Source organism: Tamlana flava (assembly GCF_041287255.1).
Classification (GTDB): domain Bacteria; phylum Bacteroidota; class Bacteroidia; order Flavobacteriales; family Flavobacteriaceae; genus Tamlana; species Tamlana flava.
Genome location: NZ_JBGGTX010000004.1, coordinates 428,442 through 453,530, shown reverse-complemented (window position 1 = coordinate 453,530; position 25,089 = coordinate 428,442). Strand labels below are relative to the sequence as shown.

At 35.9% G+C, this 25,089-nt stretch carries 11 protein-coding genes and 1 other RNA gene; 2 read left to right on the top strand and 10 right to left on the bottom strand.

Annotation, left to right across the window (positions count from 1 at the left end; all coding sequences use genetic code 11):
• Nucleotide 1 precedes the first annotated feature (1 nt).
• Nucleotides 2-805, bottom strand: a complete 804-nt coding sequence (locus tag ACB104_RS13775) for an SDR family oxidoreductase (protein ID WP_370479632.1) — start codon at nucleotides 803-805, stop codon at nucleotides 2-4.
• 77 nt (nucleotides 806-882) lie between these two features.
• An RNA gene (gene ffs / locus ACB104_RS13770) (signal recognition particle sRNA small type) lies at nucleotides 883-981 on the bottom strand.
• An 88-nt stretch (nucleotides 982-1,069) separates the two neighbouring features.
• Between ffs and ACB104_RS13765 the strand changes: the two genes are divergently transcribed.
• Nucleotides 1,070-2,104: a glutaminyl-peptide cyclotransferase gene (locus ACB104_RS13765; RefSeq protein WP_370479816.1), complete on the top strand. Its 1,035-nt coding sequence runs from the start codon at nucleotides 1,070-1,072 to the stop codon at nucleotides 2,102-2,104.
• Between the two features lie 44 nt (nucleotides 2,105-2,148).
• Here ACB104_RS13765 and ACB104_RS13760 read toward each other — a convergent pair whose 3' ends face one another.
• From ACB104_RS13760 to aroC, 7 genes are all read right to left on the bottom strand, one after another.
• Complete coding sequence (locus tag ACB104_RS13760; protein WP_370479630.1) at nucleotides 2,149-3,132, bottom strand: PorP/SprF family type IX secretion system membrane protein; 984 nt, start codon at nucleotides 3,130-3,132, stop codon at nucleotides 2,149-2,151.
• Nucleotides 3,133-3,166: 34 nt separating this feature from the next.
• A complete protein-coding gene (locus ACB104_RS13755) occupies nucleotides 3,167-12,865 on the bottom strand; it encodes a T9SS type B sorting domain-containing protein (protein ID WP_370479629.1) in 9,699 nt (3,232 codons plus the stop codon).
• Between the two features lie 435 nt (nucleotides 12,866-13,300).
• Entirely contained in the window at nucleotides 13,301-16,033 is a 2,733-nt protein-coding gene (locus tag ACB104_RS13750) for a PorP/SprF family type IX secretion system membrane protein (RefSeq protein WP_370479627.1), read from the bottom strand.
• A gap of 1 nt (nucleotide 16,034) precedes the next feature.
• Complete coding sequence (locus ACB104_RS13745; RefSeq protein ID WP_370479626.1) at nucleotides 16,035-17,474, bottom strand: T9SS type B sorting domain-containing protein; 1,440 nt, start codon at nucleotides 17,472-17,474, stop codon at nucleotides 16,035-16,037.
• 154 nt (nucleotides 17,475-17,628) lie between these two features.
• Nucleotides 17,629-18,954: a beta-helix domain-containing protein gene (locus ACB104_RS13740; RefSeq protein WP_370479624.1), complete on the bottom strand. Its 1,326-nt coding sequence runs from the start codon at nucleotides 18,952-18,954 to the stop codon at nucleotides 17,629-17,631.
• 349 nt (nucleotides 18,955-19,303) lie between these two features.
• Nucleotides 19,304-19,753 (bottom strand): hypothetical protein, encoded by a 450-nt coding sequence (locus ACB104_RS13735; RefSeq protein ID WP_370479623.1) that lies wholly within the window; start codon nucleotides 19,751-19,753, stop codon nucleotides 19,304-19,306.
• Between the two features lie 244 nt (nucleotides 19,754-19,997).
• Nucleotides 19,998-21,056, bottom strand: coding sequence for a chorismate synthase (gene aroC / locus ACB104_RS13730; RefSeq protein WP_370479621.1), 1,059 nt, complete (start codon nucleotides 21,054-21,056; stop codon nucleotides 19,998-20,000).
• Between the two features lie 157 nt (nucleotides 21,057-21,213).
• Here aroC and ACB104_RS13725 point away from each other — a divergent pair, with 157 nt between their 5' ends.
• On the top strand, nucleotides 21,214-22,101 hold the full coding sequence (locus tag ACB104_RS13725; RefSeq protein ID WP_370479619.1) for a UDP-2,3-diacylglucosamine diphosphatase: 888 nt from the start codon (nucleotides 21,214-21,216) through the stop codon (nucleotides 22,099-22,101).
• A gap of 6 nt (nucleotides 22,102-22,107) precedes the next feature.
• Here the strand turns inward: ACB104_RS13725 and ACB104_RS13720 are convergent, their stop codons facing one another.
• The gene (locus tag ACB104_RS13720; protein ID WP_370479618.1) at nucleotides 22,108-25,032 is read right to left on the bottom strand and encodes an FAD-binding and (Fe-S)-binding domain-containing protein; all 2,925 of its coding nucleotides are present in this window, start codon (nucleotides 25,030-25,032) and stop codon (nucleotides 22,108-22,110) included.
• Between the last annotated feature and the right edge of the window lie 57 nt (nucleotides 25,033-25,089).

Genomic DNA, 25,089 nt, shown 5'->3' with positions numbered 1-25,089 from the left:
GTTACAATTTATAATGGTTCATCAAAAGTTTTTCATAAACTTTATCAGGTAAAATTCGTTTCAAAACAATAGAAAACCTCTGCATAAACTCCCCGACTTTATAATGCACTTTAGGATTTGGGGTATTAATTATTTTATAAACAGCATGGGCCATTAAATTAGGATTGCTTCCGCTATCTACATGAGCATTCATTAATTTAAGGGTTTTTCCATATATCTTATTGTATGGCGAATCTTCCAAAAGCGGCGCATGATATCTACCGGCAGCAATATTGGTGGCAAAATCACCCGGAGCAACGTTGGTCATTTTTATGTTAAAATCTTTCAGTTCCATTCTAAACGCTTCTGTTAAAAGTTCCAACGCACCTTTACTCGCACTATAAATACCTCTGTAAGGCAATCCCATATAACCTGCAATAGAGGTGACATTAATAATCAAACCCGAATTTTGCTTTCGCATTTGTGGCAACACAGCTTTTATCACATTAATAGGACCAAAAAAATTGGTTTCGAAATTGTTTTTAATTTCCGCCTCAGGTAATTCTTCAATAGGGCCGGTAATTCCAGCACCAGCGTTGTTAATCAAAACATCTAATTTGGCTTCTTTCTCAATAATGGTGGCTACGGTCTTCTTTATACTGGTGTTATCCTTTACATCCATAGCTAAAATTGGAAACTTGCTCTCTTTATAATTTTCTGGTTTTCTGCTGGTTCCATAGACAAAAAACCCTTTTTCGGATAAAAACTCGCCAATAGATTTACCAATACCCGAAGAACCACCAGTGATTAAAACAACTTTAGACATAAGATTGAAATTATATATATATAGCGCCAAATTACAACATTGTAAAGTGATAAGAAAACTTAAATTTAGCGCATAAAAAAAGGCAAGCTACCTACATCACACCGCTACGACCATTTACCTTTGCTTCGTTCCCGACCTGGAGGATTCAACAGGAGCTGGTTGTGTAGGACTTGCCGGGTGCAAAGATACAACCTTTTAAAATTATCACAATGATTTTTTAAACTGATTTTAAATAAATATCTTGCTCCAAATTACAGTTACGCCATACTTATGTTCAAATACCTAACAATCGTTTTTTTAAGTAGTTTTATAGCCTCGTGCGGTTCAAATTCAGGTCAGAATAAAAATTATTTCACCATAAAAACCAATGCCGAAAAAGGCAATATTTCCAATTCAGAAACCTTAAAACTTTCTATTGAAAACAAAAAAAACTATACGATTGATTCGGTTAGTTATATGCTTTCGGGTAAAAAAGTAGAAGATGCAGTACCACTAAAAAACTTAAAATTAGGAAAACAAATGCTTGAAGCTACGGTTTATTTCAACAATGAAAAGCAATCTGTTATATCACAGGTTACTATTTTAAACAGTGAGTTGCCTAAAGTGTATGGTTTTGAGATTTTAAACGAATATCCGCACGACATAACCTCTTATACCCAAGGTCTTGAGTTTTTTAATGACACGCTTTATGAAAGCACAGGCCAATACAAAGAATCTAAGCTTAGAAAAGTAGATTACAAAACTGGGGATATCCTAAAAAACATCAATCTGGCGGATGAATATTTTGGTGAAGGACTTACAATTTTGAACAATAAAATATACCAGCTAACTTGGCAAAAAGGAACTGGGTTTGTATATGACGTAAATACCTTTGAAAAGTTGAACAGCTTCAAGTACGGAAACAGTAAAGAAGGCTGGGGCTTATGCAACGACACAAATGAGATTTACAAAAGTGATGGCACTGAAAATATTTGGCTTCTTAACCCAGAAACCTTAGTTGAGGAAGATTTTATCCAAGTTTGTACCAATAAGGGAAAAATTGTGGGCATTAATGAACTGGAGTGGATTGAAGGTAAGATCTATGCGAACCGTTACCAAAAAAATGGCGTGGCCATAATAAATCCTAAGAACGGAGCTGTAGAGAGCGTTATTGATTTTACGGCATTAAAAAATAAAGTAACCCAACACGCAGGTTTAGATGTTTTAAATGGCATTGCTTATAACCCAAAAACTAAAACCATTTTTGTAACAGGAAAACACTGGGATAAATTATTTGAAGTACGAGTTATTGAAAAATAGGCTTTTTTATTTATTCCCAATAATTCCAAATATGCTCTTAACCATTAATTGTGCACAGGGCTTTGTGTACAAGGGCAATTGCTGATGCCTTGTAAAAATTCCAAACCAATGGTAACCACATGGGTGCCAGAATTGTATCCGGCCAAGTCGTTGGTGGTGACCTGATAGGCATACCCAAAATAGAAAATGGACTTTTTAAAACCTACCATCGGCCCAATGTTCAAGGGCTTAAAAAACTGGTCATTCAAAAAACGATAGGAAATTCCTGCCCAATAATAATCCTCGTCCCTATTGTACTTTCTGAACTTAAAGTTCACGTCGGTGCTTGAACGCTTGTCACTGGTAAACATTTGGAAAAACATGGAAGGCTCAAACTCCAAACCACTTTTTTTAGGCCCCCTGAACGTATACCCTGAATAAATCTGATAGTTCAAAAGTAGGTTTGGCTCAAATACTCGTGCAGAGCTATCAAAGTCTTTATCCAATACGTTGTTTACGTTGAAACTCAAGAAATATCCCTTTAGCCTAAACAATGCACCAACATCAAAGTTATGGTTAGTCGTCCTTCTATCGTCCGTTACATAGGGGTCTATGGTTGGGTTTTCGTATGTTGTATTGAAATTATTGATGTCAAGCCTAAAATTGTTGATGTTATAAGAAATACCAAAAGACAGGTACATTTTGGAATAATAGTCCAAAATTAGATGGTGCGCGAACGAAAATTTTGCACCTGTTTGAATGGTGTTACCATTTCTATCGTTATAGAACGACAGCCCAACACCCGTACGATCGGCAATCCTGACATCACCATAAAAAGATTGGTTGTCCGGGGCTCCTTTTATTCCCACCCATTGGGTCAAGCCATTTGCCCTGAGCTTTAGGTTATCACCAATACCCGCATAGGTTGGAGAGACAACAAAATTATTGTCTGCCAAATATTGTGTAAAAACAGGCAGGTTCAATTCTTGTCCATAGCTTATTGCCATGACCAAAAGTAGTATGTTTAATATTAAAGCTCTAGTTCGCATAATTTTCCATTTAGTGGTTTATACCTCTAATTACCTATCTGTACAATGTAAAATGTCCCACAAAATCACGTTTGTCCTTGGTGTCGTTCAACTTAACAACGTACCAGTAGTCACCTGTCGGCAACTCTTTACCATTGTATTTGCCATCCCATTTTTCGTCAACACCCAATGTGGCTATTTTGCGTCCATATCTATCAAAAATATCAAAGGTTAAATTTCTGTACTGGTTGGTACATCCAGGTCCCCATCCTCCATTTTGTGGCACAAAATAGTTAGGGATACAAACATCTATATATTCAAAATATCCTGAAGCTGTTGCCACACAACCATAGGCATCTGTTACCGTTACCATATAGTTGCCCGATTCGTAGATTATGAAGGTGTCTTCACTACCATAGGATACCCCGTTCAAAGTATACTCATAAGGTTCTGCCCCACCAGTTGTTATGGCCTTAATTATATTCAGTTCTGTACCATCCAATGCCATTTGAAGAGGCTCAAACACTTCGATATCAAAAGATTCTGTTCTTTGAATACATCCGTTGGTATGCCTTACATCAATGTAGTGTCCTAAACCAGCAGGAACATCCATGAAAATATTACTAGCTTGATACGGACCACCATCCAAGGAATAGTCTAAATCTACAGGATTAACGCTATCGTCAGTGGTTACCGTAACCATGTTCGTGGATAAATTATTGGTACAACCGTACTCAACAACAGCTACCGGGTCTATATTTATAAATTCGGGGAATGGGATGTTCCATTCTGTTTCACAGCCAAGGTTATCACGAACATAAACAATATGGTCTCCTCCACCCAATCCTGTAAAATCAAAAAACGTTTGTGTCGCTGCTCCAGTAGTATAACCATCAGGGTCATCCAAAGCTACACTATATGGCATTTGGCCTCCTGAAATCTCAATACTAAACGCACCGTTGTTATCGCCATCACAATCTTCAGGCACCACAGAGCCCGGAACAATGGTAAGCACCACTGGAATGGCATCATTAATGGTAAAATCAAAAAGTACAAAACAACCTAATTCATCTTGTGCCATAGCCTGATAATTTCCTGGAGCCAATTCATCAAAAATTGGATCGTCAAAAAACTGATCCATGCGTGGCGAAATGGCATATTTAATAATACCTGTTCCGCCTGAAGCAAATATTTCAATCATACCATCATTTTCTGCCGCACAAGTTACTGGAGTTACAATATGTGTTTCTGTTAAAGGTGCAGAAGGTTCAGTTATGGTAACTTGCCCAGATACTTCTAAACAATCGCCACTTTCAACCTGTACTTGATATGTTCCTATTGGTAAATCTGTAAATTCACCAGGATTATTTTGAATTGCTCCTGTAATATCATTGCCTGCTCCATCCTGTAAGGTATAAACATAATTACCTAATCCACCTTGGGCCTCTGCAATAATAACCCCCGTACTGTCTCCAGCACAATTAATGGTGGCATTGGTTGTATCTAAAACTACAGTTAAATCAGGTAATGGATCAATAGTAATAGAGTTAGAAACATTAGACATACAGTTATTGGCATCTCGTACATAGTAACTATGTATTCCTGTACCCACACCAAAAGTAACACTACTAGTAAATGACCCTAATATATTTGTAAAGCTCATGGTGTCACTATATTGATAAGGTCCTGTACCACCTGTAGCACTTAAGGTTAGCTGTGAGTTTGTTGCACAAGTTTGGGCATTGGCCAACACAAGATCAACATCCATAGGAGTAGGTTCAGTAATGACAATGTTACCAGAAATAAATTCACAGTTATACCCATCATTAACTACAATTTGATAGGTTCCAGCACCCAAGCCAATAAACACATTAGACGTCTGCGGTCCAGAAGAACCCACTACTGGATCTAAAATATTAAGCGTATAAGTATAGTTGGTTCCTTGTCCACCAGAAACACCAGTAACCGTAATAGTGGCATTATTATCACTAAAACAGCTCAAAGCCGTAGTAGATGGTGTAGCGGTCGCCGTAATTGGAGGTGGTACCACTAAAGTAGTATTGTTGGAAACGATACAACCACCGGAATCCCGAACATTTATGACATACGAACCCGCTGATAGACCTGTGAATGATCCGTTGGAAGAGTAAGGCACTGTTGCATCTCCTGTTAATTCATATTCATAATTGCCCCATCCACCACTAGCAACAGCGTTAATAGTTCCACTGTCGTTATCACAGGTTACGTTGGAAGTTTCACTTACTGTTAGTGTTAAAGCACTATTTGGAGAATCTATGGTTACAAAATTAGATGTTGTACTACAGAATGGACTATCTGTTTCAGTAACCTCAACATAATAATTGCCTCCTGACAAACCAGAAATTACCAACGGATTTGCAGAGGTATTTGCTGCAGTTGATGCAATAACAGAAATGTTATTACTATCAAATACTTCATAAGTATAAGCTCCACTATATCCAGTGATATTTATTTCCAAAGCTCCATCCGAATCACCAAAACATGTTACTGCTGTAGTTGCTGTAGCATCAACGTCAATAGTATCAAATGGTGCAACGGTAAACACAGATGTAGCAATAGTACAATCAGTATCTAAATCATTCACTTGGAAATAAAAATCTCCAGGCTCAGTAATACTGAAAGTATTTGAGGCTTGTGGACTTCCACTTGGTAACATTTGATAACTAAAATTACCCGATCCTCCAGTAACATTTATAGTAATTGTACCTGTACCATTACAATCTATCGGTGTAGCTGTTGCTACAGAAGCAGCATCCAGACTTGGTAAAGGATTTATAGTTACAGTATTTGTTGCCATACATCCGTTAGCATCTACAACATAGATATCAATATTTTGAACACTACCCGTGTCAATAATATCAAAAGTATTGGAAGAGAAATAGCTTGTCCCATTAATACTATAGCTATATGGCTCTGTGCCTCCCACTTCTGTAATAGTTAAAACTGAAGTATTTACCGAATTATCGGCAGCACAACTAAAATCGGTTGCAACACCTGATACGGTAAGCATCATAGGCTCTCCAATAACAGCATCGTTAGTTGTTGAACATCCTCTACCAGAATTAACTTGAACGGTATAAGTTCCAGCCACCAAGCCTGTAAATATATTTGATGTTTGAGGAGCTACCACAATCGGTGCAATAATTTCATAGGTGTATGGTGGATTGTCATTACTTACTGGTAAATTAACGGTAATAGTTCCATCATTAACGCCGTTACAAACTACATCACTTGTAGTGGTTGTAAAAGTTACTGGCGTTGCAGGATTTAATGTTATTGGAGCACTATCTGAACAACCAGTTACGCCATCGGTAATGGTTATTGTGTAGGCTCCTGACGGAACTCCAGAGAATACATTACCAGCTAAAATGACAGTCCCAGGATTTGGACTGATACTATAATTATAGGTGCCAGAACCACCAAATCCCTCTACGGTAATTTCACCATCATTGTCGGGACAAGTTGGCAATGCTGTTACTGTAGAGCTTAGGGATAATGGAGGATAAATCAGAATTGTATCCGTTGCCGTACAACCATTTCCATCCCTAATTGTTACTGTATAAGTACCATCTGATGATACAACAAAAGTTGGATTTGACTGGAAATTCACTCCATCAATACTATAAGTTACTGGTGTTACTTCTCCACCTCCTGGTATAGCGGTAAATGTAAAAGAGGATCCATCACTTGTACATTGATTATCAGCAAAAGGCGGCAATGAAACTATAGGAATTGGATCAGCAGTAATGCTAACATTCAATGGAGAAGCAACATCACAACCATTGGCATCTCTCACATATACATCCCAATTGATATTAATAGAAATATCTAAATTAGCTAAATTATTACTTGTCCAATCTCCAGGATTTGGAATATTACCATCTTCGACAAAAGCATATTCATAAGGAGGTGTTCCTCCACTTCCTTGAACTACGACTTGAGCTGGTTGATTACAATTAGCAGGTGTGTTTACAACCTCAGATAATAATATTTCTGTTGGTTGAACAATTTGGAAATTTACCAGAGCTGTACACTGAGTAGATGCAATATCTGTTTCTGAAACTAATAAATAATAGTCTCCAGGGGCAAGACCTGTGACGCTATCATTATAATTTGCGCCTGTTAAACCTGTTGTATTTCCAGTAATACCCGTTGTGGTATTTGATAAATTATTAAATACTTCCCATGATAAATCAGTTCCACTATAAGTAGAAACCGTGAAATCAAAAATACCATCATCCAATCCAGGTATTTCATAACAAGTAATATCTGTTGCTGCACCAGTTACTGAAATACTTGACGGACTTGAAATAGCTGGTACTTGTTCAATGTAGGTACATCCAGTACTAGTATCTAATACTTCAAAAGTATAGCTTACATCAAATTGTAAACCAGAAAATTGATGGTTTCTTTCATTAGGCGAAATATCGGATGTTGGTAATCCGTTTGGAGCAACACCATCCGCAGGGGTAAATGTAGTTGTGCCATCATAAATGCGCACTCTAAAAGGTCCTATACCGTTAACAATATTGATGTTATAATTCACACCACCGATACATGTACCACTAGCATTTGTGGTAATATCCAACTCATCTACATCTGTAGCTATTAAATAAGGTCCGAAATTATAGATACATCCATTGGTATCAACAATTCTTAAATAATAATTTCCAAAATTCAAATCGCTGAATGTAACACTTGTACTAGCTGTTGGGCCACTAGGATTGGTTGAGGAAGTACTCGCCAAATTACCAGAAGCATTTAATAAAGTGTAAGTGTAATTTGGAGTGCCTCCAGTTATATTGATAAACTGAATTGCGCCTAAAACATTGCCACCAACTCCACATGTAATTGGAGTTATTATTTCACTTCCAACTGATATTGCTGTAGGTTCATTTATGGTTGCAACACCATTAAATTCACATGAATTACTATCTCTAACCGTGTAATTGTAGTTTCCTGAAGCAAGTCCATTATAAACTGTTTGGGATGTAAAGCCTGATCCATTGAAACTGATTTGGTATGGAGGTACACCAAGATTTTCATCAATATCAATAACAGCTACGCCACTACTATCTCCATTACAGAAAACATCTGTAGTAACAGCTATGGCAGAAGGATTATTTATATTATTTATAGAAATTATATTAGTTAATGCTGAACAACCTAAAGAGTCCGTAATCCTATATTGGTAATTTCCTGTTTGTGTGTTGTTATAAGAATATGGCGGATTACCTGTAGGCACAAAAGCCCCAGCATTAAAAGATACTTCATAGGTATATGGAGAAGTACCACCAGACAATGTAACATCAACAATCGCATCTGGTGAAGCCGTACAATCTAAACCTTTCGTTAAGTTTGCCGTTGCCGTTAATTGACCTGCGATTGTTTGACTAGGAACATTGAAAACGCAACCATACGAATCACGAACAGTAATTATATAATTACTGGGAGCTAAATTAGCAAAGGTATTATTGGAAGTATAAGTTCCCCCGTTAATATTATATTCGTAAGGAGCTTGTCCCCCAGTAGCATTAACAATTAGTGTTGCTCCATTTGAACCATCATAACAGTAATCTGAAGCTACATCGATTGTCGCTGTAGGATTTGTTGGTGTGTTTAAATCAAAAGTATCGGTGACCATACATCCATTTGCATCCGCAACAGTAACTGTATAAGTACCTATTTGAGTTAGGTTAGTAAAAATATTATTTCCTTGAGGCCCAATGACAGTGGTATCAGGCTGAGTAATTTCATAACTATAACTACCCCAACCGCCTGAAGCATTTATAGTTACGCTGCCATTTGTTGTACAAGTTACTGGTGTACTAGTTGCAGCGACTACCAGAGTTGTTGGAGGACCATCAATAGTAACTGTATCTGTAGCTGTACAATTAGTGTTGGTATCCGTTATGATAATAGTATATGTTCCGGCAGATAATCCAGTAAGGCTAATTGGAGATGACCCTGCTGTGGAAGTCCCTCCATTAATTGTATAAGTAAAAGCTGTAGTATCTGAAACAGTAAAATTGGCGGTTCCATCTGAAGCTCCAAAACAAGTAACATTATTTACAACTTGACCTACCACTGTAATAGCTGGAAGCGGATCAATTGTATAGGATTCACTATAAGTACAATCATTAGCATCTCGGACTTGGAATGTATAAGTACCAGAGGCAAATCCTGAAAATACATTTGACGATTGATAAACCGTAGCAGACCCTGCCGGTGCTATTATTTGGAATTCCAAAGGTGTCACACCGCCAGTGGCCGTAATCGTGACATCTGAAGTGTTAGTAGAACAAGTTAATGGTGTACTACTAAAACTTAAATCCGTTGGAGGATTAAGGGAATCAATTGTAATTGGTGCTGTTACAGCCGTACAATCATTGGTATCTCTAATTGTAACAGTATAGGTTCCATCTGTTAAACCAGCAAAAACAGTCCCCAATTGAAAATTAACACCATCTATGCTATACATATAAGGGGGCGTACCACCTGAAACTCCTGAAACTGTGATTTCTCCGTTAGCAGTACATGTATAAGGACCGGTTAACGTTGCTGCACCTGAAATTGCAGTTGCTGTATTTATTGTAACAGATTGTGGATTTGTAACACATACAGCAGATGCAATAGAATATTGTACTACAACATTGTAATTACCCGAAGTTAAACCAGTAAAAACATTGGAACTTGTAAAAGTAGCTCCATTGTCAATACTAAATTCTAAAGTGTTACCATTAGCATTCGTAACATTCACAGTAATAGATCCGCTATTAGAATCATCATTACATAATATGTCGGTTTGTGATATGTTATATTCAGGAGGTAAAATGGCATCAACCGTAATAGAAGTTGAGGCAGAACATCCATTAAAATCCAAAACCGTAATATCATAGGTTCCAGAAGCAGTTACAACATAAGTTGGAAAATTTTGTGAAACCGTTGTACTATTAATATAATAATTATATGGTGGGGTTCCTCCATCAGGATAAATAGTTATCTCACCATCTTCACAAGTTAATGGTACTGTAAGGGTTGCAGTCACATCAAGTAATGGCGGTTCTACAATAACAAAATCTTCTGAATAAGAACAACCATCATCCGTTGTTACAATAACAGTATAATTACCAGCATTCAATGATGCAAAAGTATGGTCATTATTTGGTACCGGTCCAACACTATTTACCAGTACTCCACCTTCATAAAGACTGAAATAATATTGCGGCAATACATTATTGGCCGCAATACTTACGCTACCAAAACCTCCAAAACATGTTGGTTGTGTAATATTGACAGTAGTTGTAAAGTCACGATCCCTTACGTAAATTTCTGGAGTTGAAAATATACATGGATTAGTAGTGATCCCTACTTGTCTAATATAAACTTCATAATAACCAGGTGTAGTTATCGGAAAAGTATTTGAAGATTGCCATGGCCCATTTGGATCTAAACTATATTCATAACCAGATGGAACTCCACCAACAGTTACAGAACCTGGAGTTGTACAAACGATATCTTCCGCAGAAATTGTAGGCGTTAATAGGTTTTGATAAACATTGAAATAGAAAACACTAAAGCAGCCTCCTGGAAAATTAATAACTACTCTAAATTCACCTGAAGTATTAACAGTATAATTTGGGCCCGAAGCCACTTGATTCCACGTACAGGCATCATCTTCATTAGCACAATGATCCACTCCAACTGGAGCACAACTTGTATCATCTAATTGTTCCCAAATAATGGAAACAGAATCGCTAATATTGGTAAGAATATCTCTAGTTTCATTTCCGCCACATAAGAAAATATATGGCAATACTTTACCGTCATTAGGGCATACAGGCAATAAATCTGCATATGGTATTACTGGATTCGTTAATGAACTTCCATAGGTTTGAACATTAAATGTTTCATTAATTGAAATACAAGTCGCAGTAGTTGTGTTCGTAACATAATACGTTCCTGTTGAAGTTGCCGTATATGTTTGACCTGTTCCAATTACAGGAGTACCACTAGGATCAGTAGACCATGAATAACTATCGTAACCAGGTGCAGCAATCAATTCTACACTAGGCCCACAAAGAATTTCATTTTTAGTAAAATCACAATTAGAAATATCTACAATAAAGTTTGTAGATCCTGGAATACCTAGACATTGTGTAGTTGCAAAACTTCCTTCCTCTTCAATAATTGTTGGATTAATTACACCTCTATAAGTAGCGAAGGCTTGGTTTTTAATTTCATTTGAGCAAGCCTGAGCTAAATCATAACAATTTGGTACGACTTGAATCGCCAAACGAATTACAAACGCAGGATCCCCAACTTCAACAGAGCCATCAGGAATACTAAAAATCAATTCTCTAGTCACAGGATCCCATGATTGAAGCGTAGCACCGCCTGCATTGCTTAAATCAATATCCGTTGCTGGATTAAAAATGATATTATCGGGTAATATATCCTTTATGGTAAATTGGGTGACATTATCATTACCGACACTTTGATAAGTAATTTCGTAAAACAATCTATCACCTAAATAAACGCCAGTTCCATCAATGTCATTACCAAACTCATCTAGTACGATTTTGGTAAGATCAATGTCCGGGGCAATGATATCGACACCAAATGCGCTCATAAACGCAAAAATAGGATCAGCTTGACCTCTAGCAACCTGAAGTCTAAAATCAGCAGAAGTATCATCATTTCTTATAAATTCTGGTTCTGAATTAATAATTTCCAAAAGACCTGTATCATATCCCAATGTGTTATCACTTAAAGGATTTCTTGGATAAATATAACTGGGAGGGTTAGGATTGCCATCATACCCAAGGTTTTCTATTACAGAACCAAAGAATTTATTGGCTGATCTTAATTGTGTTGTTACTTCTTTACCATTTATTTCAAGTTTTGTTGCTCTTTTGGTACGGTCACCATCTAATGCTCCATATGCAAATTGCAAATCAATATTACCTACTGGAGGAGTTCGAAAACCAGTAACATTAATGGTTTCCTGGTGCCCATCATAAATATGGCTAAAACCATCAAAAATTGTAAACGATTTTGTATGAAGTTCAGGATCCTCATATATTATAAGAAGTGTCCATCCTGCAGATAATCCTGTTGAAAAGTTAAATCCTTCACTTGAAGTAACATTAGCAACAGTATAATTACCTTCTATATCTGTTATCCCACTGAATAAATTTGTTACATCAGCATAACAAGCATATGGGGTATTTCCAGGCTCTCCAGTCTCAGCCACAATTGGGGTGGTGATTGCATCATAAATAATTTCTCCTGTAATATCGATATAAGTTGAACTTCCCGCCAACTTAAATTTTACTTTATCTATATCACTCCTATCTCCAGATTGAAGTGATGCGGCCCAATAAAGACCAGCATAAACAACCCTATAACAATCTGTTGCACTTCCATCTTCGTGAGGTGGTAATTGTATTTCTGCACTACTGGAGCTAAACGTTGATGCATCACCATCTATATCAATATATTGCATATCGACATCTTGATTGTCTCTTGTAAGGTCATTAAAAGGTAAATTGTCTTGGCCAATAATTGAATTACCAATAACCAACATACTTCCCCTTACATCAATTTTTTCTCTCTCAGTAAATGGATCATAAGTCTGTGTGATACCATAAAGTGGGAACAATAAAAATAAAACAACAAGAACTATTGCTTTACAATAAGTAGTTTTTTTCATGGCGGCTATTTTATAATTCTCCTCTAAACTGGGGTTATTTAAAGTAGAAAGTTCTGTAATTTTCTATTTCACAATTCAATTTTTTTAGAAACAAAACTGACAACCGGTGTCACTTTATCTAAAATATCTGTATTTAAACGGTATAAATATCGTAATTTTTTTTTAAAAAAAATGATTTTACAAGATATTTATGCCTTTTATCGATTTTAATTAGCTTTTTATCTTGATTAATAAATTATTTTGTAAGATAAATCTTTTATTTTATTAAAATTATATGGTTAAATAAAAAAAATGATAAAACTTTATGTTATTTAACTATTCAAAACATTAGGTTTTTAACAAAAAAAATCCCAGAACATAACATTCTGAGATTAAAAACTTAACGGTCTTTTAGCTACTAAAATCTTATTCCTAATAGAATAATTGAGGATTCATTTAATTTTCAACTTTTACAATTGACATATTGCTATTATAAGGTTTGCTACCTTTAGAACCCATTATAGTATTTGCAGTATCTAAAGAATCAAACTTGTTATTATATATATAGTATTTATTGGTGTTTACATCAAAGAAGAAATCAATGTTCTCTTCACCAGATGCAATAGCTTTTGTCAAGAATTCATCTCTCTTTTCTTTGTTACTATGTACAGCCACCACCATATAATATCCATTCTCAATATTCGCTATTCCTTTAACAATTTGAATGTTGGTCAACTCTTCTCCACTATCAAAATCGGCTGATGTTAAAGGCTCTGTGCTCGGCTCAGTAAACTTTTTAATACGTTCCAAACTCGCTCTATCCTTGTTATATTGGTCTTCCTGATTATCATAAAGCGCTCGCTTGATTCTACGTTTTCTCTCAATTTCTGTTGCCACTTTAATTTCTGCCAACGTTGAATAAAGTTCTTCTTTAGACTGAACTATTTGCGACTGCTCGTCTTTTAAAGATTCAATAGTTTCCAAATAAGCCAAATTAGCGGCATCATTTTTATTTTTAACTTTTTTCAGTCTGGCTTGATATAAGTTTTCAAGTTCCGCTATTTTTTCACTTTGTTCATTTATAGCGTCATCTATTTCTGTTTTTAATGATTCTAAAACAGCATTTTCTGCTGAAACGCTCTTAAACGCTTTTGGTTCCTGATAAATGCCTTGCTCGCTCAAATCGTTTTCCTCTTTAAGGTCATCTAGATCTTTTTGCTTGCTGGCTACTTTTTCGGTTAATTTCAACAGTAAATCACGCTGTTGTTTATTGGTTTCCTCAGATGATTTTGCCAAATCATTCATTTTTTGAACAAAACCAGACACTATGTTATTTTCTGAAACTTGAGTTTCTTCAACAAGCTTTTGTTTAGCTTCTTCTTCAGCTTGAATTCTAGCTTCTTCAGCCAATCTTAACTGTTCTTTTTGTTCGGCCTTAACTCTGGCTGTTTCTGCTATTCTCGCCTTTTCCTCTGTCTCAGCCTTGATTTTGGCTTCCTCGGCCAATCTTGCTTCTTTTTCTTGCTCGGCTTTAACTCTAGCTAATTCGGCTATTCTTGCTTGTTCCTCTTGCTCGGTTTTGATTCTAGCTGCTTCTGCTATTCTCGCCTTTTCCTCTGTCTCAGCCTTGATTCTGGCTTCCTCGGCCAATCTTGCTTCTTTTTCTTTCTCTGCTTTAACTCTAGCTAATTTGGCTATTCTTGCTTGTTCCTCTTGCTCGGCTTTGATTCTAGCTGCTTCCGCTATTCTCACCTTTTCCTCTGTCTCAGCCTTGATTCTGGCTTCCTCGGCCAATCTTGCTTCTTTTTCTTGCTCGGCTTTGATTCTAGCTTCCTCAAATAGTCTTACTTGTTCTTCTTGCTCGGCTTTAATTCTACCTGCTTCTGCTATTCTCGACCTTTCCTCTGTCTCAGCCTTGATTCTGGCTTCCTCGGCCAATCTTGCTTCTTTTTCTTGCTCGGCTTTAACTCTAGCCAATTCCGCTATTCTTGCTTGTTCCTCTTTTTCAGCTTTTACACTGGCTTCTTCAGCTAATCTAGTTTGCTCTTGTTGTCCCTTTTCTAAAGTTTCTGCTTGGGCAACTTCTATTTTGGTTTCTTCAACACCATTTGTTGATGCTCCATTTGTACCCAAATATTTTGTTTGGGCAACTTTAGTTTCTGACTTTTTACGTGGTTTTGGACTTGAGGAAGTTCTTCGTTTTGCTACCCTAGTATTTTTACGCTTTGAGGGGATTAATAAAGCCTCCTCTTCATCATCACCACTATAATTATATCTAAATGAATTATTAAATTTAAACGCCAAAGTAATGTCATGTGAATTGCCAAAGGCAGACAAGTTACCCATAGCCTTTTCGTAATTATACTCTATGGCAAGTTGCTCACTAATATTTAATCCGATACCAGCCGACATACCATATAATGTATTATACCCAACTTGTCCCCAAATTCCTTTTGGCACGGTTAACATCATAATTCCAGAAATTAAGGTTTCATCTTTTTGAAATTCCGATCTAAGCAAACCAGAAAATTTACTTTCGTCAAAAAAACCACGACTATTAACATATCCGGTATACATGATGTGTGCTTGCAATGCCTGAGCTGGGTTATCTTCAATCATAGCTGAATTAGTTAGATTGTAAGACACCAAATTGTTTACAGATAATCCAAAATCAAAAAATGCCGTACCGTAATTAATTGCAGGATTAATGGAAATAACAGAGTTGGATGGTATATTGTTTAATGACGGGTCCGGAAAGTTTGCAATGACATTTCCGTCGTTGATGCCACTTTTATTGAATCCTAAATTCAATCCAAACGTTAAATTGCTTTCTCTATCCAAAACCGCGTTGTATGCAAAATTTAATATACCTCCAAAATTGGTTAACACCCCATAATTTTGCTGGAACAAACCAGCACCGATACCTATATTCTCTCTAAATCTACCTGAATAACTAAATAAATAGGTTTGTGGTGCGTCATCAAATTGAACCCACTCACGCTTGTTATTAAAGCTTATATATCGATTTTGTTCCCTAACAAAACTGAAGGTTGGGTTAATAATATACCTGTTAAATTTTAGAGAATTTCTGGCTGGTATGTCAAACGCAACAACTCCATCGTCATTTTGAGGATAGAGTTGCTGTATAAAACAGAGTAACAAAATAATATGTACAATATGTTTTGTCATGCTATTTGACCACAGTAATGGAGCCTTTTTTGGTCTTGCCGTTTTGGGGTTTTATGATATAGTAATATACTGGGTTTATACTCTTAAAATCAATTTGATTTTCTGGCCAGTTATTTTGATAGTTATTTGTTTGAAGTTCCACTTTTCCTGATGAATTTAATATGGTAACTTCTGTATTGGTGCCACTAACATATTCTTGGGGAATAATCCAAGTATCATTAGCTCCATCATTGTTCGGACTAATTAAATTCGGGATTTCAACAACATTGGGAAAGGTGTTTTGAACAAGAAAACTAAATTCACTTGACGCCGTGCAGCCTGAAGTTTGGTTGACCACAACTTTGTAGCTACCTGTTTGATTGACCTCATAGGTATTTGTAACTGCACTTGCTATTAATGATTCATTTAAAAACCACTTGAATTGCGGACCAACGGCATCTGTTGTAACAATGACCTCTAAAGTTTCATTTTCATCAATCATGTTAACTTTTTCAACGTTAATATCACTTGTAAATCCTGTGCTTTCCAAATCTATAGATGCACTTGTAGTGCAATCACCCAAATTAATGGATACAGAATATGTTCCCGATTCGCTTGTTTCATACATTTGTCCAGATGCACCAGAAATTACCTCGCCATCTTTATACCATTGGTAACTATTCCCGTTAATGGCACTTAGAATTGTAGCGCCTTCACCAGAGCAAAATGGATTTCCTTTACTTGAGCTGATACTTGAAGTACTTTGTGAAGTTACTTGACTAACAGTAACTCTATTTGAATATGAATTAGAAGTACATGTGCCATAATTCGTTTCAACAAAATAAGTTCCTGGCTCACTAACACTAAAGGTTTCGCCTTCAGCTACAAAAACGGACGTGGTTTGGCTTGTTTCCTTATACCAATTAAATGTGAGAGATGGATACTGCAATGGAGAATCATTGTCCTCTCCACCAGGGTTATCAATGGTCAACAAATAACTTCCTCCAGAACAATAAGAACCGGTTGCAATTAAATTGTTAATAGAAAACGGTGTGTCTTGGGCCTTATAGTAAGCCGCAAACGTGTTAGATGGTGTACTGGATGATACTGGAGCAGTACTTTTAATTTTTATTTTATAAGCTTCACCAGATATTGATATAGGAACTGAAAAAGTTAAAGTAGCCGGAGATGTTGTTACAGCACCAGCGTTAGATGAATATATGATTGTTGCGTCTGAAAAATCCCCTGTTTCATCAGATAATTCTATCATGAACTGATTGGTTGGCAATAAAGCTGTGTCTGGCGAAAAACTAAAGGTTACGTTATAAGTATTGAATGAAGGACTGGCACACGCCTGTGTAAAACCTAAACTAGGCTTACCAATAACCATTTGCGCAAAGCTATTCTCCGAGACAGAGAAAACAAGGCAAATTAAAATGTTAGTTAGAGTAAAATTCTTCATTCGATATTATTTTATTCAGCAAACAATACTCCCAAAAACAATTATCGCCTAACATTCTATGTGTTAGGTTTTTAAAGAATTCCCTAAATTCATGAACATATCAAAATAAGGAAAATAAACAATAGGATTTGGGGCTTATTCAATTGGTTTTCTTTTAATCCATTCTTAAATCTGGGTCTACTTCATTTGAAGCTATAATCTTGTTAATGCGCAACCTAAAATCTGGTCTTCTTTCATTATAAAAATCAATGAATGTCTCTGCATTTGGACTCTTAGAGTACACATTAAAAAACGCACTGTTGCCGTACCAGTTCTCTAAATCTTCATTGTTTGCATTGTTTTCAACAAATATGTTTCCGTTACAATTGTTGAAATACATTGACTTAAACTTAATCTTTTCTAAGTTTTGTTGATTTACAGAAATCTTGTCTTCCAAAATAACTGCTGGGTTAAAGCCAGAAATAACACTCTTGTTCATGTCCAAAGATGCATAATCACCAACATATACTGCGGCCTTTACAAGTCCCATTTTTATATCGGTTTCCAAATCTGGACTATCATTTACAAAAGTTATATTCTTAGCCACAATGGAAGTTGCTTTCTTTGAAAAATCTATATTTTCTTTTCTGTCATAAGACATAACCCTTAAGCACCTCGAACCCGTACTGTTAGACACATAAGGTGACCTTACAGCCAAAGAGTTAGTTAAGTGACACTGGGCACCAAAATTGAATTCATAATCGTTATTATTGGCTCTAAACGATACCATATTGACCATATCCAAACGTCCACCCCAAACATCAAAGGCGTTTCCACCAGAATAGGAAACCATAATATTTTCGAGGGTAGTTGAATTCCCAATTCCAGCCAATAAAAGGCCACTAAAGTAAGAACCATTTTTGAGACGCTTGCCCGCGTACTCAATTCTAACAAATTTTAGAATGCCCGAGTCATCTTGGCCATTTTCACCACCATAGTTTGCCAATGCATAATTTGATGGGGGCAAATCTGGAAAAAAGGAGGAAGCAGAACCATTGCCAAATCTATTTGATGCCGCATTACCAAGCATAATGATACCTCCCCAATCTCCTGCTCTTTTTACCGTGCGATTAGAAGTAAACACTATAGGATCTGTTGGAAGTCCAGAGGCTTCAATTTTAGCACCTTTGGTTATGGTAAGTGAGCCATTTGTTTTTTGGTCACCCATGATAACCGTTCCAGGCTCAATGGTCAAGGTTGCTCCGTTAGTTACAAACACACTACCAAGCAATAAGTAAACTTGACTTTTCTTCAAGATGGTGTTTTCGGTAATATTTCCGGCTAATATTTTTGTAGGCTCTCCGTAGTCTGATTGGTTGGGTCTAAATTCCGTCCAATTATTTAGCCAATTCTCAGAACCCAATATTCCCTTTTCCTGTTGGGAAAAAAGTTGGCCCGTTGCAAAAAGAAATATGAAAATGATTTGGGTAAAGTTTTTCATTGTCATTCATTTTATGATTAAAAACTCGTTATGTTTTTTCTTTAATATTATAAACCAAAAATACAAAAAATTCTATGAAATACCAATTATTTCGTTGAAATACATCTTTTTGAAATTTTTATAAGCAAAATCACTCGATGAAATACATCAAACCGCTATACAAACCTATTTAGGGTTTAAAATTTTTGGAAAAGAAAATGATTGTGTTGTATTTCTACTATTTTAAGATTTGATATTCTTTGATGAAAATTGCAAGAATAATTGACTATGAAGTAAATTGATATCTTGAATTTCACACTTAAATTATTCAAATTAAAACAGAATCTAAATCTTAAAATAGACAAATTTACTACTGACGAAATTCGCTATATTGATGTAATGATTTCATGATTTCTTCATAAAATAATATTGCCGCAATCAAATTCTTAGTATCTGAATAGGGTAAATACACTTTATGAAACTCAGTTGACTTTTCAAGATAGTCATCAGTAGTATCAAATTGGTCTTCTAAAGCTTTTCTGTTATCGCTATCATTTGGAATACCTAAAGTAGACATGGTAATTCCTGGCTTTGTAGCAAAAGCAATATATGGCAAGGTATTTATCAAGACTTGATTTCTTTCCGTGTAAAGTTCTATCAACTCACCTTTTTGCATACGGTCAAGTTCCTCCTTGTTATGATATTTTTTTATGGAAATTTTTTCGCTAATAATACTTTTAGGGTCCTTTTTGCCTTGAGCAAAACTAACACTAGCTACCAGTAGGAAGGCAAAACTGCAAATGAAAATCTTTAGTTTCATGGTTTAGATTTAAGGGATTAAAGCACAAATCTATGTAATTTATCGTAAAAAAAAAGCGTTTTGTCGATTTTTTTCAAAAAATTACATATTTAGATGTTGTATGTCAGGCCTAAATGTCATCAACAGGCCATCAATGCATGAAAAACTCAATAATCTTAAACTTGGAATAAAATATTTAAAATGAATTTGCGAAGCTTACTAAGTACAAATTTGAGGCTTAACCCAAAAGAACAAATATAAATTGCTAATAAATCTTATTGATTAGATAGAAATCTGCCAAAACAAGTGCGGCCATAGCCTCAACAATAGGCACGGCCCTTGGAACAACGCAAGGGTCATGACGTCCTTTACCATGCATTTTAACAACTTTACCTTCTTTATCAATAGTTTCGTATTCTTGAATAAGTGTAGCAACTGGTTTAAAGGCAACATTAAAATAAATGTCCATACCATTGCTTATCCCACCCTGAATACCACCAGAATAATTAGTTTTTGTTGAGCCATCACTATTAAAGGCATCATTATGGTCACTACCATACATGGTACTACCGTGGAATCCACTACCATATTCAAACCCCTTTACGGCATTTATAGATAACATGGCCTTGCCCAATTCCGCATGAAGCTTGTCAAAAACGGGTTCACCTAAACCAACCGGCACGTTTTTTATCACACAGGTTACAACGCCACCAACGGTATCGCCTTTACTACGCACTTCTTTAATAAAAGTTTCCATTTTTTTTGCCATTTCCTGATCCGGACAACGCACAATATTAGATTCTATTTTTGTCAAATCTAAGTCCGTATAAGGCTTATCAAGCTTCATCGTGCCAACCGCTGAAACATAGGCATTGATTTCAACATCACCTAACATCTGTTTTGCTATGGCTCCAGCCACTACTCTACATGCAGTTTCTCGGGCAGAACTTCGTCCACCACCTCTATAATCGCGCAAACCATATTTTTTATCATAAGTATAATCTGCATGACTAGGTCTGTAGCTATCCTTTATATGTGAATAATCATGGGATTTCTGATTTGTGTTTTCAATAACAAAACCTATTGGAGTTCCTGTGGTCTTACCTTCAAAAATTCCCGAATGAAACTTAACCCCATCTGGTTCTTTACGTTGGGTAACAATGGCAGACTGCCCTGGTTTACGTCTATCCAATTCATCTTGAATCGCGTCAAAATCCAGTTCAATTCCCGGTGGACAACCATCAATAACACCGCCCAAAGCAGGCCCATGAGATTCACCATAAGTCATAAGCGTAAACAGTTTTCCAAAGGAATTACCAGCCATAAGTTTCAATTTTGGGCTAAAATAACGCTAATCCTATAAATTAGGAAAAGAAAACGCACTAAGTTATTGCCTTATAGAAAATAGTGTCCGTAACAATTAATTAACAATAGCCTCATAAACAAATAATTATCAGATAATATCCACATAATACTAAAACTTGTTATTTGTACCAAATAAACCTACACCTGAATTGGAAATAAGAAGAAAAGTAGAAATTGCTGTGATATCTGATGTTCACTTAGGAACTTACGGTTGTCACGCCAAACATTTGTTGAATTACCTTAACAGCATTGCTCCAAAAAAGCTTATTCTTAATGGAGATATTATTGATATTTGGCAATTTAGTAAACAATATTTTCCGAAATCACATTTAAAAGTCATCAAAAAAATAATGACGATGGCTTCTAATGGTGTTGAAATTATCTACATTACAGGAAACCATGACGAAATGCTGAGAAAATTTAGTGACACAACAATTGGCAATATTTCTATATTAGACAAAGCAGTTTTAGAGCTTGACGGAAAAAAAGCTTGGTTTTTTCATGGTGATGTTTTTGATATCTCCATTCAAAACGCCAAATGGTTTGCAAAACTGGGTGGTTACGGCTACGACCTTTTAACACTAATAAACAGACTTGTAAATTGGATTTTAGAAAAACGCGGTAAGGAACGTTATTCTTTTTCCAAAAAAATAAAAAACAGTGTGAAAAGTGCCGTAAAATACATTAGCGATTTTGAGACCGTAATTTCAGATTTGGCCATTGAAAATGGTTACGATTATGTTGTTTGTGGTCATATACATCAGCCCAAAGTGGTTTACAAGGAAAATAGACAAGGAAAAACCATGTACTTAAACTCTGGTGATTGGGTGGAAAATTTTACGGCTCTAGAATATCAATTTAAACGTTGGAAAATTTACAATTACAATAAAGATAAATTATTGCCCTTTGCTGTAGAGGACGAAGACGAAGCCTTTAATATGGAAACTAAAGACCTCATTGCTGCTATTACCATAGTTGAACAATACAGCAAAAAAACAAAATAAAACTCATCAATTGAGCAAGGCTTCCCTTAAAATGGTAATGGGGTGTTTTGCCAAACGTTGCGTGCCGTCCTTAATTTGGTGCCTACAGCTCGTGCCGTTTGCTGCAATAATAGTATCTTTTGAAGCCTTTCTCACCGTTGGAAATAGAGTCTGTTCACCAATATTCATGCTTACCTCATAATGCTCTTTTTCATAGCCAAAACTACCAGCCATACCACAACAACCACTTGGAATGATAGTAACTTTGTAGTTTTTTGGCAGATTTAAAACGGCGAAACTAGATAATTGATTGCCTAAGGATTTTTGATGGCAATGCCCATGGAATTTTATAGTTCTTGTCTCTAAAGTAAATTGTTCCGGTTTTATGTTACCCAATTCAATTTCCTGTTGAATAAATTCCTCTATTAAAAACGTATTTTTCGATAGGGCTTCTGCCGAAGTTTTATCATCTGTCAATTTCAAATATTCATCCCTAAATGTTAAAATTGCTGAAGGCTCAATCCCTATCAAAGGCGTTTCTGCTGAAACCAAATTTCTAAAAATGGAAACATTTTTGTTTGCCATATCTTTTGCTTGTTCCAATAAACCCTTTGATAAAAATGAACGGCCAGATTCAGCATTATCAATTATTTCAACAAAATAATTTAAACTTTTTAAAAGTTCTAAAACATCAATTCCTATAGAAGCATCTAAATAATTGGTAAACTCATCATTAAAAAAATATACCTTTTTTATATAATTACCTCTGTTCCATGTTGTTTTGAAACTGCTATAGTATTTATACAAACTTTTATTCGAAATCAACGGTAAACTTCTTTCCTTGGCAACGTTTAATGATTTTTTTAAAATTGAAGACGTAAAACCATTTGAAAACACAAAATTTGAAATATTAGGAAACAAGCTTCCATAACGATTTAAACTATTGTTATAAGCGAATGCCTTTGTACGCAAACTAATCCCATTTGCCTTTTGGTATTGAAATTGAAATTCGGCTTTTAAAGAAGCTACATCCACACTACTTGGGCATTCACTGGCACAGGCTTTACAACTTAAGCACAGATCAAAAACCTCTTTCAATTCTTTATGGTTGAATCGATTGGATTTACTAGAATTTGTCAAAAATTCACGAAGCGCATTAGCCCTTGCTCGCGTCGTATCTTTTTCATTTCGGGTAGCTCTATAGCTTGGGCACATTGTACCTCCAAACTCGGGTAGTTTTCTGCAATCACCTGAACCATTGCACTTTTCGGCTTCCCTTAAAATTCCTTGAGACTTTGAAAAATCCAACAACGTTTCTATTTCTGGCTCTAACCTATCTGCTTTATACCTTAAAGATTGATCCATTTTAAAAGCATCAACTATCTTTCCAGGATTGAAAATATTATCCGCATCAAAAGCCGTTTTAATCTCTTTTAAAATAGCATAATTTTTATCCCCAATCATCATTGGAATGAACTCAGCACGCACAATGCCATCACCATGTTCCCCGCTCATGGAGCCTTTATACTTTTTAACCAAACGGGCAACATCAGTAGTTATTTTTCTGAACAATACAACGTCCTCGGCTTTCTTTAAATTTAAAATTGGTCGCAAATGCAACTCACCAGCTCCAGCATGGGCATAATAAATGGCATCTTGGTTATAACCTTTCATCAATGCTGAAAACTCCTTAATATAATTCGCCAGATCTGGCAGGGCCACAGCCGTATCCTCAATACATGCTGCGGATTTTTTATCTCCAATTATATTGCCTAGCAAGCCTAAACCTGCACTTCTTAAATTGTTAGCTTTATTTACATCCTCACCAACAAGTTTAGGGTTGGCATAACTTAAATTTGAAGCTTTAATATCTTCAATCAATTTATCGGCCAAAACCATAACTTCACTGGAGGTATTAGCTCTAACCTCGCACATCAAAATAGCCTTGGGGTCTTTAACGATAAACTGCCTGTTTTCAAGTTGGGTTTTGTTGTGTTTTGTACAATCCAAAATGGTTTTATCCATCATTTCGCAGGCATACAAATTGTGTTTCATGGTCAATGCCACAGCGTTCATACAACTTTGAATGCTTTCAAAATGCACAGCAACCACAATAGCCTCGAGCGGCGGCAACTTGTCCAATTTTAAAGTGATTTGCGTGGTGAATGCCAACGTACCTTCACTTCCCGAAAGCAGCTTGCACATATTGAATTTGTCATCCGATTTAGAAAAAACATCAGTTTTAATTAATTCATCTATGGCGTAACCCGTGTTTCTTCGGTGTATTTCCGGTTTAGGAAAGTTTTCAAAAATTTGGTTTCGAACTACTCTAGAATTTAATTCTTCAAAAACAGTTCTGTAAACATGTCCTTCTAAATCTGTTTGCTTCGTTTTGGCTTGAAATTCTTCAACGGTGGTTTCATTAAAAACAACCTCACTTCCATCGCTCAAAATAGCATGGATTTCTTGAACTTTATCCCGTGTAACACCATATTGAATTGAGGTCGTTCCCGAAGAATTATTACCCACCATACCACCAATCATGCAACGGTTTGAAGTTGAAGTGTTTGGTGCAAAAAATAAGCCATATGGCCTTAAATGGTTGTTTAAAGCATCGCGAACCACACCTGGTTGTACCGTTACCGTTTGGGCCTTTTCATCAACTTCAATTATTTTTGTAAAGTATTTGGAAACATCAACCACAATGCCCTCACCCACGCATTGCCCAGCAAGCGAAGTTCCAGCTGTTCTGGGAATCAATGAGGTTTTATGGGTTTTAGCAAATCTGATTAGTTCTTTTATATCTTCTTCATTTTTTGGATACGCCACCGCCAGTGGCAACATTCTGTAAACTGAGGCATCTGTTGCATAAATTGATTTTATCAAATCATCATAAAAAAGTTCACCAGAAAACTTTTTTCTTAATGCCTGTAAATGTGACGTTAATGTCATTAAATTGAAAAATTATTTACAAAACTATACAGCTCATAAAGATAATTACATTTTTGG